Annotated in this window: 9 protein-coding genes; 4 read left to right on the forward strand and 5 right to left on the reverse strand. The window is 51.9% G+C overall.

What is annotated here, in order from left to right; translation table 11 throughout:
• Positions 1-355 precede the first annotated feature (355 nt).
• Both CEK71_RS01815 and CEK71_RS01820 read left to right on the forward strand, forming a co-directional pair.
• Positions 356-6,133 (forward strand): PAS domain S-box protein, encoded by a 5,778-nt coding sequence (locus CEK71_RS01815; RefSeq protein ID WP_088617785.1) that lies wholly within the window; start codon positions 356-358, stop codon positions 6,131-6,133.
• Positions 6,134-6,156: 23 nt separating this feature from the next.
• Positions 6,157-7,149: a response regulator gene (locus CEK71_RS01820; RefSeq protein WP_088617786.1), complete on the forward strand. Its 993-nt coding sequence runs from the start codon at positions 6,157-6,159 to the stop codon at positions 7,147-7,149.
• A 30-nt stretch (positions 7,150-7,179) separates the two neighbouring features.
• Here the strand turns inward: CEK71_RS01820 and CEK71_RS01825 are convergent, their stop codons facing one another.
• The 4 genes from CEK71_RS01825 to CEK71_RS01840 all read right to left on the reverse strand — a co-directional run bounded on the left by CEK71_RS01825 (position 7,180) and on the right by CEK71_RS01840 (position 11,423).
• Positions 7,180-8,019, reverse strand: coding sequence for a hypothetical protein (locus CEK71_RS01825; protein WP_088617787.1), 840 nt, complete (start codon positions 8,017-8,019; stop codon positions 7,180-7,182).
• A gap of 70 nt (positions 8,020-8,089) precedes the next feature.
• Positions 8,090-8,605 carry a hypothetical protein gene (locus CEK71_RS01830; protein WP_088617788.1) on the reverse strand — a complete coding sequence of 172 codons (516 nt, stop codon included), beginning with the start codon at positions 8,603-8,605 and terminating at the stop codon, positions 8,090-8,092.
• A gap of 87 nt (positions 8,606-8,692) precedes the next feature.
• Entirely contained in the window at positions 8,693-9,337 is a 645-nt protein-coding gene (locus tag CEK71_RS01835) for a DUF6928 family protein (protein WP_088617789.1), read from the reverse strand.
• A gap of 385 nt (positions 9,338-9,722) precedes the next feature.
• On the reverse strand, positions 9,723-11,423 hold the full coding sequence (locus CEK71_RS01840) for a sensor domain-containing protein (protein ID WP_088617790.1): 1,701 nt from the start codon (positions 11,421-11,423) through the stop codon (positions 9,723-9,725).
• A gap of 423 nt (positions 11,424-11,846) precedes the next feature.
• Between CEK71_RS01840 and CEK71_RS01850 the strand changes: the two genes are divergently transcribed.
• Both CEK71_RS01850 and CEK71_RS01855 read left to right on the forward strand, forming a co-directional pair.
• Complete coding sequence (locus CEK71_RS01850) at positions 11,847-12,212, forward strand: YidH family protein (RefSeq protein WP_088617792.1); 366 nt, start codon at positions 11,847-11,849, stop codon at positions 12,210-12,212.
• A 49-nt stretch (positions 12,213-12,261) separates the two neighbouring features.
• Positions 12,262-12,504, forward strand: coding sequence for a DUF6868 family protein (locus CEK71_RS01855; RefSeq protein ID WP_088617793.1), 243 nt, complete (start codon positions 12,262-12,264; stop codon positions 12,502-12,504).
• 70 nt (positions 12,505-12,574) lie between these two features.
• Here the strand turns inward: CEK71_RS01855 and arsB are convergent, their stop codons facing one another.
• A complete protein-coding gene (arsB, locus tag CEK71_RS01860) occupies positions 12,575-13,654 on the reverse strand; it encodes an ACR3 family arsenite efflux transporter (RefSeq protein ID WP_088617794.1) in 1,080 nt (359 codons plus the stop codon).
• Positions 13,655-13,657 lie beyond the last annotated feature (3 nt).

Raw genomic sequence — 13,657 nt, forward strand, 5'->3', positions numbered from 1 at the left:
GTGGTGAATAAACATAATTATATAAACGCCCTTATTGATGAACAACGCCATTTTTCAAGTGTTTGATATGCTTTGCTGTTCATTCATGGGTATCAAAACGGGTTATTAAACAATTCAATGTGAAAGGGTTTCAATAGCGGGTCGCTGTGTTTTAGTAGTTGGTTGCTGCGCAAATGCTTATTTTCCGATAAATCCAGTGCTTAGCTGATGTTATACAGCAAAAAATTGGACATTTTCTCTGCTCAGAGTATATATAACAGGTTAACATGGGGTGTTATGCTTTTAGGATTTAAAGATCCCGCACTTCGGCAGTCAGGTTGCCAATGGGGGCGGACTGATTAACAAAGGTGCAGATATGAAAATGATACGTCCGGCTCTCTTAATATCCGGGCTGCTGGTTGATCCGTTGGGCGGGCATAAAGTCTGGCGGTTGTTGTTGGCGGTGTTAATGCCGGTGTTTGCCGCTGTGCTGCAATGGCTGTTGTGGCCTTATCTGCCGCCGTTGACGTGGCTGTTTTTGTATCCGGCGGTCTTTATCAGCGCTTGGGTGGGCGGTTTTATCGGCGGCCTGATGGCGACGGGTGTCGCCATCGTCCTAGGCATTTATATCTTTATTCCCACTCAGTGGTCTTGGGTTATTCAGGACTCCCGGCATCTGTATTCGGCATTGGTGTTTGGGGTGATGGGGGTGATGTTCAGTGTGGTACATGGGCTTTTACAAACGGCTTATGCGCAATTGCGCCAGATAGGTGCGCACAATTTGGATGTTAGCCAATCCCGTTTACGGCTAGCCTTGGAAGCCGCCGAGGCCGGGTTGTGGGAATGGGATGTACGGACTAACCGTAATGAGTGGTCGTCCAACCTTTGGGGGCTTTATGGTTTGGTGCCTGGGAGTGCCGAGCCGTCTTATGAGCTGTGGTTATCGTCTGTGCATCCTGATGACCGGGAAGCGGTGCTTAAGCGTCTGAATGAGGCCGTGCAAAGCGGTACAGGTATCGTTTTGGAATGGCGCGTCGCCGGCTGTCCGCCCGGCCAAGAGCGTTGGCTGATGTCGCGCGGGCAGGCGGATGCCGATGCGGACGGGGCGGTGACGCTGTATCGCGGTATCGTCATTGATATTAGCAGCCGGAAAAAGCTGGAGCAGCACTTGCAAGATAGCGGGCAGCGTTTGAATTTTGCCCTTAGCACTCTGCAAGTTGGGGCTTGGGAGTTAGATTTGCTGACCCATCAGTCACAACGCACGGCCTTGCATGACCAGATTTTTGGTTACTCGACCCCGCTTGATAGTTGGACTTATGAGCAGTTTTTGGAGCATGTTGTGCCTGAGGATAGGTTGGGTGTCCATAGCTGTTTTCAGGAGGCGACCCAGACCCATTCGGATTGGGATTTTGAGTGCCGAATACGCCGTGCCGATGGAGTGGTACGCTGGATCCGTGCTAAGGGTGGCCACCGTTTAGACCCGCAAGGCGAGCCGCTGTTATTAGCGGGTATTGTTGAAGATATCCAAAACCGCAAAGAAGCCGAGCAAACGTTGGCCAGAAAAGACCAGGAGTTGCTGGAGACGCAACGGCTGGCGGGGTTGGGGAACTGGCGTTGGGAGGTCGCTACCGATACGCACACTTGGTCGGAAGAAACCTACCGTATTTATGGGCTGGATCCGGCACTGCCCGCGCTCACTTATCCGGCTGTCCAGAGGCTTTTTACCCCTGAAACGTGGGCGCAACTCACTGCCGCTGTCGAAACGGCTCTGGCGGCGGGTTTGCCTTATGAGTGCGATGCCGAAGTGTTGCGGGCGGACGGTGGCCGCCGTTGGATTACCGCGCGGGGTATGGCGGTACGGGCGGCCGACGGCACGATCACTAGCTTGTATGGTACGGTACAGGATATTACCGGGCGCAAACAGGCGGAATTGGCGGCCCAGGTCAGCGAACAGGCACTGGCGGCCAGTGAGCGGGAGTTTCGCTGGTTGGCGGAATCCATGCCGCAAATTGTTTGGGCCACTGACCGTGAGGGTATGACGTATTATTTCAATTCGCAATGGTGCGGGTATACCGGGCTGGGTTTGGCGGAAAGCTATGGCGACGGGTGGAGCATTCCGTTTCATCCTGATGAGCGGCAACAGTCTATAGCGGCTTGGCATCAGGCGGTGCATCACAACGGCATCTATTCGCTGGAATCCCGTCTGCGCCGTGCCGACGGCGAGTACCGTTGGTGGTTGGTGCGGGGCGTGCCGGTTCTCGACGGGTCGGGAGCTATTTATAAATGGTTTGGCACTTGTACTGACATCCATGAGCTAAAGCAGGCGGAGGAAAGCATTCGGGCTTCGGAAGCCTATTATCGGCTGATTTTTACGGCCAACCCCGTGCCGATGTATATTTTGGACTATGAAACGCTGATGTTTCTGGATGTTAACAGTGCCGCCTTGCTTAAATACGGCTATACGCGCGAGGAATTTTTAGTGCTGAGTATTAAGGATATTCGCCCTGAGACGGAAATCGAGCGGACGCTGGCGGCAATTGAAATGACCTTGAACGAATTTGACCGGCCAATCAATTTGGGCGAGTGGCAGCATAAAAAGAAAGACGGCACGTTATTGTGGGTGCAAATTAATATCCATGCCCTGATCTTACATGGCCGTCCGGTGATGGTGGTCTTGGCGAATGATATGACCGAACACCGCCGCTTGCTGGAGAGCTTGCGGGCTTCGGAAAATCTGACACGCTCGGTGATGAATTCGCTGGACAGTTCTATTGCCGTATTGGACGATCAGGGTACGATTATCCATGTTAACCAAGACGGCCAAAACTTTTCCACAGCCGCTAGCTATGGCATATTACAGCCAGAAGATATTGGCCATAATTATTTTGCTATGTGCCGTGATAGCACCGACCAACAGCAGGCCACGCAAATTTTGCAGGGCTTACAGGCGGTGCTGAATGGCGACCAAGCGCGTTTTTCGCAAGAGTTCCTCTTGGCTATTGGCGATGGGCAGCGTTGGTTTAGGCTCGATGTCGTCCCCTTGCAAGGAGCTTTTAAGGGCTTGGTGACGCATCTGATTGACATTAGCGGGCGTAAGGCCATAGAGGACTCCCTGCGCGAGCAAGAACGGCTGTTGGCGGCCTCACAGGCGATTGCCCATATCGGCAGTTGGTTGTTGGACATTAAAACCGGGCAGCTCCGCTGGAGTGAGGAAACCTTCCGCCTGTTTGGCTTGTCGTCGGCAACCGATGCACCGCCTAATAAGGAGGCTTTTGGGGAGTTGGTTTATTCTGATGACCGCATGGCTGTCCAAGCGTGGCGGGAGGCATTAATAGCAGGGGGTGAGCCAGTCAGTTTGGAATTCCGCAGCCGCCCCATCAATGGCCAGTACCGTTGGTTATTGGCGTTTGCCGAGCTAGAAAAAGATGCGGACGGTGTACCGTTGCGGATGATCGGGGCGGTACAGGATATTACTGCCCAGAAGCGGACAGCGGCTGAGTTGCAGCGCTGGGCAGATGCCTTCCACTATTGTGCCCACGGTATTGTCATCGGCAACCCGTTGACTAACGGTATCAATTTTTGTAATCCGGCTTTTGCGTCTATGCAAGGTTACGGTGATCCTAGCGAACTGGTGGGTTTGCCGATTGCTGCTTTATATCCGCCTGAGGAACAGGCGGCGATTAAGCCCCATTTACAGGTTGCCGATACCTTGGGTTGGATCAGCTTTGAATCGCGCTACCAGCACAAAGGCGGCTATGTGTTTGATGTACAGGTTGATTTAGTCAGTGTTAAGGATGGTGCCGGAACGATTCTTTATCGGGTCGCCACCGTGCAAGACATTAGCCGCCGCAAACACAGCGAAGCCGAGTTGCTGCATTATCACGACCATTTGGAGCAACTGGTGTCCACCCGCACCGAAGAACTGCAACTGGCGCGTGAGGAGGCGGAGCGGCTGTCACAAGTAAAAACCAGCTTTTTGGCGAATATGAGCCATGAAATCCGCAGCCCGATGAACGCGGTGTTGGGGTTTTGTTATTTGTTGGAGCAACAGCCGTTGGATAATGAGGTGCGGCAGTTGGTCTACAAAATCCACCGCGCGGGCCGTTCGCTATTGGCGATTATTAATGACGTGCTGGATTTCTCTAAAATTGAGGCAGGGCGCTTGGAGATGGAGCAAGTACCGTTCCGCTTGTCGGACATCTTGGACGATTTGGCGGCGTTAATGTCCTCCGCTGCCAATGATAAGGCGATTGAACTGGTCATTACCCCCGCTCCGTCGATTGACGGGCTTATCGGCGATGGCTTACGCCTGCAACAAGTGCTGGTCAATTTGCTCAGTAATGCTATTAAATTTACCGAACAAGGCGAAGTGGTGTTGCGGGTCAGCCTCGAAACCGAAACGTCGGAACAGGTGAGCCTGCGCTTTGGGGTACATGATACTGGCATCGGCATTTCCCCCGAACAACAGCAGGAAATTTTTGCTGCCTTCAGCCAAGCCGACAATAGCATCAGCCGTCGGTTTGGTGGCTCCGGCTTAGGTTTGGCGATTAGCCAAGAGTTGGTGCGGCTGATGGGCGGCGCATTACAGGTTGACAGCGAGATTGGGCGGGGTAGTGTGTTTTGGTTTGTCCTGCCCCTCACCAAAGACCCGCAATGGCGGCGCACGCCCGCCCAACTGACGAATTTGGCGTTGCTGGTAGCCGATGACAGCGCCACCGCCAGGGAAGCGTTGGCGCTGACGGCGCACAGTTTGGGCTGGATAGCCGAGACCGTCAGTTCCGGCCCTGACGCGCTGGCGCATATTTTAGTGCGCCAAGATAGCCCTAAGCCTTATGATGTGATTTTGCTGGACTGGAAGATGCCCGGACAAGACGGTCTGCTTACCGCCCAAATCATCCAAGAAAACTTACGGAAAAATCCCATCCGCATCGCCAATAGCACACCTATCGTTATTATGGTAACGGCCTATTCGCGCGAAGAATTGCTCGGCCAGTCCGGTATCACTTGGGTGGATGGTGTGTTATCTAAACCGGTCACGCCCTCGGCCTTATATAACACCATTACCCGCATTATCAACGCTGTGGAGCGGGGCGGCACAGTAAGCGAGGCGGAAGCTCCCCTGCCCAACCAACGTTTGCCGGGGGTGCGGGTGTTGGTTGTGGATGATAGCGACATCAACCGTGACGTGGTGCAGCACATCCTCGAAGCCGACGGGGCTCGCGTTAATTTGGCGGCTGATGGCCAAGAGGCTTTGGATTGGTTGTATAGCCATCCCGATGCGGTTGACATTGTGTTAATGGACATCCAAATGCCGCGTATGGATGGGTACGAGGCCACCCGCCATATCCGCCAAGAGGCGCGTTGGCAAAAATTACCCATTATAGCCCTAACGGCTGGGGCTTTTAAATCCCTGCGCGAGACGGCTGCTGCGGCGGGTATGGACGATTTTGTCGCTAAGCCGTTTGATGTCGGGCAATTAATCGCGGTGATCCGGCACTTTACCCTAGAGCGTACCGCCGCATTAGCGTCTCAGGTTGAGCCTGACACCGCCGCAGACCCTAGTTTATTGCCGGGGATTGATGTGGCGGCAGGGCTAGGGCAATGGCAAGATAAGGCGGTCTACCGCACTTATTTGGCTAAGTTTACCAGTGCGTATAGCGATGCCGGGCGCACCATTAGCCATTGCCTTGAAACGGGTGACCGTGCGGCCGCTGCCGCTTTGGCGCATAAGCTAAAAGGCGTGGCGGCAACGTTAGCGTTAACCTCGGTAGCCGCCCAAGCGCAGGCGGTGGATGCGCGGTTGGCGGCGGGTGAAGTGCTTGCCGCACAGACTGAAGCTGAGGCTTTACAGGCCGCGCTTGACGAAGTATCCTTATCACTAGCGCAGTGGCAAAAATTAAGCACAAAAGGACAAAAAAGCCCAGTTTTAACAACCAAACCTAGCTCTTCGGCTGAGGTTATGGTGGTGCTGGTGCAGTTATTAGACGCTTTAGACCAAGACAGTCCGAGCGGCGTCGAACCGCTGTTGTTAAAATTGCAAGGGCAACTTGCCCCCGAACATCTGGCCTTGCTGCAAAATCAGGTAGGTGATTTTGATTTTCGCGCTGCTGAACTGTCGGTACGCACCTTGATGGCCACCTTAATAGCTGACTAAAACCGTTGAAGAATTGAGCTCCTATGACCCTGCCTTTATTGCTCGTAGATGATGAACCTACCAATCTCGCCATGCTGCGGCAAATTTTGGAGCCGGATTATAATTTGGTGTTTGCCCGCAACGGCACTCAGGCCTTAGCGGCGGTAGCCAAGCACCATCCCCGGCTGATTTTGCTCGACATTAACATGCCTGATATGGACGGCTATCACGTTTGCCGCGCCTTAAAAGCTGATCCGCGCTTTGAAGCCATCCCGGTTATCTTTGTCACTGCCCTGTCGGAATTGGGCAACGAAGAAGAAGGCTTTGCCGTCGGTTGCGTCGATTACCTGACTAAGCCGGTCAGTGCGGGTATTGTCAAAGCACGGGTACGCACCCATTTGTCGTTGGTGCGTACTTGCGAGCTGGAAAAAACCCAGCGTGATGCGGTGTTTATGCTTGGTGATGCCGGACATTATAAAGACACTGATACTGGTGAACACCTGTGGCGTATGGCAGCATATTCCCGCGCCTTGGCAGAGGCGGCGGGTTGGCCTGTAGACCAGTGTAATTTATTGGAGTTGGCCGCCCCCATGCACGATACGGGTAAGATCGGCATTCCCGATTCGGTTTTGCGCAAACCCGATAAATTGACTCCAGACGAATGGGCGCTGATGCAGACGCACCCACGCATCGGTTACGATATCCTCTCTAAAAGCGATGCTCCGCTGTTCAAACTGGCGGCGGAAGTCGCCCTATATCACCATGAAAAGTGGGATGGCGGCGGTTATCCCGAAGGCTTGACGGGCAAAGCCATCCCCGAATCCGCGCGTATTGTCGCGATTGCCGATGTCTTCGACGCGTTGTCGATGAAACGGCCTTATAAAGACGCATGGCCTGTCGAAAAAAGCATCGAGTTTCTCAAAGAAGGTTCTGGCCAGCATTTCGACCCCGAACTGCTGGCTATTTTCATCCGTATTTTGCCAAGTATCCTAAAAATTAAAGCCGAATGGGATGGTCGTGAAGTGTTGCATGGCTGATGGTTTGGGGTGAAGAAACGAGAAAATCCGTTACCGTCTAACTTTATTGAGGGTTGCCGATAGCCGTCCGAACATGCTGTTAGGCGAGGTACTTTTATCGCCTGTTAAGATAATAATACTATACGGTCTGCCCGGCTCGCCGTCCTGTAGCGATGCTATCCATTCTTCTTCCGATAAGAACGGCCGCGTTTCGTACACTACCCGCAGTAAATGCTCCCACTGAGGGCAAGTGCTGTGTATACCTGCCGAGATATATTCGGCGACTAGCGTCGCGGTTGGCAGGGTATCGACGAATTGATATTCAATCAGGGTTTTTAAAGATGGAATAGCGGAGTCCGCTGCAAAATGCCGGGGCGGTCTTAACAGGACAGGCGTTCGCTTTAAATCGTCGAAATGGCATTTTAAGATGGCTTCAATCCGGTCATGGATGTCTGCTTTGCTTGCCGGAAGCGCAGGGAAGAGGTTGGGTGAGCAGATAACGTGGAGCGTCCGTTTAATGATTTCTTTCAGTGCGGTTATGTCGGCGGCAGATGTTGTTTCCAGTCCGTGTGCCGCGGCGATGCCGTCAACATAATGCCGTATTTTTTCGCCCCAGATGAGATAAGGCCCGTCCGGCCCCATTTTATAATCAAGAAAATGCCCTTTTGCTTCTTGAAATAGGCCTTCAATCTGTTGAAGGGCGTGGCCAAGCCCGAGATGTTCACAGAGGATCAATAAGCCTATGAATGCCCGTTCTACAGAATGCTCGGCGATAAGGCGCTCTTCGTCGCTGTACGCGCCGCCGTTGCGGTACAAAGAATCTTCTGCTTGATGGAGGCTGTTTTTAATGGCGTTGACGGCATAATTTAGGGGATAGATTACTGTCTTCATGATGTGTCAATGCGTTGGTGAAGAAAGGCTCATGAGAGAATGGGCTGAAATTATCATTACGGCCATTGCCTTAGTGATGGATGTCCACCACGGTAATCAGGGAGTCTGGCGGCAAGCTGTTAATAATCGCTTGATAATGCGTGATCCAAGCTTCGTTAGCGGGCTCAAGCGGCTCCATGTCCCCGGTGAGCCACTCGCCGTCTTTGATGACAAAGACAGGCGCGTTGCCCAGTAAGAGACCAATATCTAAGTCTTTCAACAAAGCTTGGTCAACAAGTTCGCCTGATGCCAATTGAAGGTAACCGCCCCAACGTCCGCCAATGTCGAACCAGTCAAATTTGCCGTTGGGGTTTTCTATCGACCAATAGCCAAGCCGGCCATTTTCTATAAAACCCTCGCCGTCAGCCCATTCTTGTAGATGCCTGCATAAAAATTCAAGGTTGTCGGGGCTTACTTCATATTCATCGGCCATTTCTGCTATCTGCTCTGGACTAAGAAAGGCTTGGTAAGGTTCTTCCAGATAATCGGAAAACGCGAACAATTGATTTTCTGCGTCTTCACCAACGACTATACCTAGTGAGTGCATTTTATGCTCCTTGAGTGATTATAAACCTGATGTTACGGCAATCGCCGCGATAACCGCACACAAAATAGATGGCTTATTAGGGCTAACTTACCATAGTTTCCACCAAGGATTTACCCGTTGGAAACCTGCTAAAGGGATGTTTTTGGGCTGTAGGTGGGTGGGGTCGTCGGCACCTGCTATGTGATAGCCGAACAATTCCGCTAAAGCCGCTTCACCAAAATCGAGCGGATCAAAAAGAAAAGGTAATTCGCCCTTATCTATATCGACGTCAAAAACGGAATGCTGGCTTGACCAATACGGTTCCTCGAACGGTAGCCTTGTCCCGATGTCTTCCAAAATTCCGCCATCACACCAAACGCTCAAGGAGCGCTGTATTTTGCCATTAACCCAGATGGCATAGGCAGACCAAATGACTACGCTGTGCATAGCGTGTAGATACACCGTATTGGCGGTTGCCATGTTGATAAAGTGGGCGGGCAAATCGGATGGGCGGTTGCCGCCGAATTCTTTGGCGGCAATGATGCTGACACCAGGAAAACAGCCGATATGAATTTCATTAGCCACCGGACAGGTAAATGATAAATCCCGGTCGCCGATAGGTTTGAGGGTTTCGGAAGGAAACAGCCGCTTCGCCAAGGCGGATGTGGCTACCCTATCCATTGGGGGATTGGTTTTTAATAGCTCGCGGATGTTACCGTCGGTATAGGCGAGCATCCATGTTTTTGCACCCATTCCTTTCCTCGCCTTATTTTTAATAAGGCTAATTTTGCAGTTAAAAAGTTCTTTCAGAAAAAGTCAAGGTATAGCGTAGAGGCTTTTATTAACTGCTATGGCGTTAATTGCTTGTGATTTTATTCTAATAAGGCAGTAAAATCTATGTATTTAAGGTCTGGATAATTTATATGCGCATAATACAAGTGCTCAAGGGGGCGAAAGCGGCTCATAGTTTGACAGGGTTCTCCATGCATGGCTTTTGTGCCCTTGGGTACAGATAGTCTACCCTTGTTTTAATTCGGTAATTTTTCTGTTTTATTGGAATATAAATCATTAGGTTAATGTGTCAGGAGTAACGGTTATCTGGCAAGGTTTTTACAATAGTCCGGTAGCAAAAGCCATTTCATAGGTCGTCATCAGGCGTATAAAAATGCACCCTGTTACGTCCGTTGGCTTTGGCCTTATACATGGCTTGGTCGGCGTGTTTGAGGATTTGCTTGGCTTGGCTGTGTTTGGGGCCGAATAAGGCCGCGCCAATACTGGAGGTGCAATGATGGACTACGGCCTGATCGCCGCCAGACGGCAGGGTCAGCGTATAGGGTTGTGCCAGTTGGTTGCGTATACGTTCGGCGACCCGGTGCACACAAGCGGCGGCGCGGGCTTCAACGGCTTCTAATTTACTGATTAACACCACAAATTCATCACCGCCGAACCGTGCCACGGTATCGATATCGCGGATACAGTGGCCGATGCGCCGCGCCACTTCAATAAGCAACAGGTCGCCAATTTCATGGCCATGCAGGTCATTGAGCGGTTTAAAATTGTCTAAGTCCAAAAACAGCAAGGCGCCATAGCCGTGATGGTGCTTGAGGGCGGCCAAGGTATGCTCCAGGCGCTCATGCAGCAAGCGGCGGTTGGCGAGTTTGGTCAACGGGTCATACAAGGCTTGTTGCTTGGCCTGTTCCTCCTTGTTATGGCGTTCGGTAATGTCTATGCACGAGCCGATGTAGCCGAAAAAGTTGCCTTGGTCGTCGTAACGGGGTACGCCATGATCGGTTAGCCAACGGTATGCCCCGTCTTTGCGGCGTAGCCGATAATCAACGGCAAATTTTTCCCGGTTAGCCAGCGCTGTCTGATAGGCCGCTAAGTAATGTGGGAGATCATCGGGATGGACATTTTCAGTCCAGCCCTGATGGCGTTCTTGCGCCAAGGTGCGTCCGGTAAAGTCTAACCAGACTTGATTAAAATACAGGCGCGAGGCATCAAACCCCGCCATCCAGATCAGTACGGGCGCGTTATCGGCTAACAGGCGGAAACGCTTTTCGCTTTCGCGCAGTGCCGCTTCCATCTGCTTTTGTTCGGTGATGTCGCGCCCCACCGATTGCATTTCTAGGAGTTGGCCATTGGCATCGAAAAAACCTCGGTTGACAAATTGTCCCCAACGTAGGCTACCGTCAGCCGCTATCAGGCGGTTTTCTATGGTGACAACGGGCTGGGCGGGCGATAGCATAGCCAGTTTTGCATTAATTAGCGGTAAATCTTCTGCCCAAGCGGTCGGTTGCCAAGTTTTGCCGATTAAGGACTCGCGCGATTTGCCAAAGAAGCGGCAGTAGGCATCGTTAACATAAAGGATTGTGCCGTCGGTCAGAAAGCGGCAAATTATTTCGGTCTGGTCTTCTAAAACACACAGATAGCGGCGTGCCGAGGGGGAGGATGGGCTGTCAGTTGGGGGTGGCGGGCTGGTGTTGACTATGCAAACAAAATACTCCGGTTTAGGGCTAAAAACTTGTACCGAATAGGGGGCTTGAAAGGTGTCGGGGAAAACTTGGAAATGTTCCGGCGGGCCACCTGCCGCCACCCGCGCATAGCGGGCAAAAATATCCGGTTGCCCGCTTAAGTCTTGGAGTCCGGATTGCCGCTGGAAGGCTGGGTTGGTGTAGAAGTAAGCGCAGTCGTATGCTTGCCCGTTTTGGTACAGGATCTTGCCGTAGGCGACGCCGTTAGGCAGTTGCCCTAAAAAATCGGGCAGCATTTCGTTAGCCAGATAAACAGAGCCTTCGGGGACTGAAAAGGGGGCGGCTATGCCCGAATTTAGGGTTGACATGCTCGGTTCCGAAAAGAGTAAATTTTATGGCATCTAATGGTCTGGCTTCATGCCGCAGGCTGCTTTTTTTGCCGGCTGCTGTAAAGTAAGACATGAAAGCGATCGGCAAAACCTAAAAAGCCGCAAGTGGCTTAATTTATTGCCTGTCCGCCTCTTAGCCGGGTTATGGGCTGTTTGTTTTGCTTGGTTTTATGGATTTTTACCTTATGATATACAGGTATTTATCAGCCACATAATTCTTTTTTCTGGTTACGGCGGCAACTGAACAGTATAGGAGTTATTTTACGCTCTGCTTTGGTGGGCAGGGTTGTCTTTCGTTGTCTTGGTTTACTAGGTATTAACGCAAGTTTTTGACTTTCTTGGTGTTTTTTTCTGGTGCTAAGCTGTATTGTTAACAAACCCTCTTACTTTATTGCATAAGACATGTCAGAATTAAACGACCCTAGAGTATTTTTTGCGGCGGAACGCACTCTATTGGCGTGGAACCGCACGAGCCTGACCTTGATGGCGTTTGGTTTTGTTATTGAGCGGTTTGGTCTGTTTATGCATATCTTGGTAGCCAAGCAAAATACGGCTTGGGCTTTTTGGATAGGCTTGGGGTTTATCGCTATGGGGGCGTTGGCGGCACTGGTGGCGGTCAGGCAATACCGGAAAGTGTTGCGTACCCTAAAGCCGATTGAAATACCCGAAGGGTATAGTGCTGGTTTTGGGGTTTTTATTAATGTGATGGTCGCCCTGTTAGGTATTGCCTTAGTGGTGTCTTTGTTTCTTGAGGCTAAGATACTGTAGTTGGGGGAGCCATGGGCAAGGGCTGTCCTATCCGTTTGGGGAGTAGGCAATGACGGGCAATGAGTTGGCAACTCTGCTGGGGTATTCGGCGGTCATTAACTATAGTGTGTTGATGGTGTGGTTTTTCTGTTTTAAGTGCGCCCATGCTTGGCTGTATCGCTTACATGGGCGTTGGTTCCAATTGTCGGTCGGACAGTTTGATGCAGTCCATTATGCGGGTATGGCCTTGTATAAGATAGGGGTGCTGTTGTTGAATATCACCCCTTATTTGGCTTTGCTGCTAATGGGCTGAGGTTATATGATCCTAATGGTTGGGCTGAGCGGGGATGCGCGTGTTAACCCCGCCACAGCTTCCACGCCGTTTAGGCTTTAGGCAAATAATATTTGCCGCGAAAATACAGAGCCAGTTTTACCAATCCGATCAGGGCGGGCACTTCCACCAAGGGGCCGATGACGGCGGCGAAGGCTTCGCCGGAGTTGAGGCCGAACACGGCGACGGCGACGGCTATCGCCAGCTCGAAATTATTGCCGGAGGCGGTAAAGGCTAGCGTCGCACTGACCGGATAATCCGCGCCCATTTTTGCGGCTAGATAGAAGGTCAGCAGGAACATGATGGCGAAGTAAATCACCAGTGGCACGGCAATACGCAAGACATCCAGCGGCAGTTGCACGATGTAGTCGCCTTTTAAGGAAAACATCACCAAGATGGTAAAGAGCAGGGCGATCAGGGTGATGGGGCTGATACGCGGGATAAACACCTGTTCGTACCACACCACGCCTTTTTGCCGCACTAGGATGAAACGGCTCGCCATGCCCGCCAGAAACGGGATACCCAGATAGATAAAGACGCTTTTCGCCACTTCCAGCATGGTCAGCTTAACTTCCGCCCCTTCGCCGATACCCAGCCAATCCGGCAAAACAGTGACGAACAGATAGGCGTAGAACGGGAATAGCAGGACTTGGAACAGTGAGTTACAGGCCACCAGCCCGGCACAGTAGTTGCTGTCGCCATCCGCCAATTCATTCCAGACCAGCACCATCGCGATACACCGCGCCAAACCGATGATAATCAGCCCGACCATGTAAGCGGGGTAATCGTGCAGAAACAGCACCGCCAGCGTGAACATCAGTACCGGGCCGATCAGCCAGTTTAACAGCAGGGACAAGGAGAAGACTTTCAGGTTTTTGAACAGCGACGGCAGTTCTTCATAACGGACTTTCGCCAGCGGCGGGTACATCATGATGATGAGTCCGGCGGCAATCGGCAGTGAGGTGGTACCGGATTGGAATTGGCCTAGCCACTGGGGCAGGGCAGGCACACCATAGCCTAGGCCTATCCCTAAGGCCATTGCCAGAAAAATCCACACGGTCAGGAAGCGTTCGACAAAGCCCAGGCGTTTGGAGGCGGCGTTGGTTTTTACAGCAGCGGTTGCGCTATTCATAGC

The organism is Methylovulum psychrotolerans (assembly GCF_002209385.1).
Classification (GTDB): domain Bacteria; phylum Pseudomonadota; class Gammaproteobacteria; order Methylococcales; family Methylomonadaceae; genus Methylovulum; species Methylovulum psychrotolerans.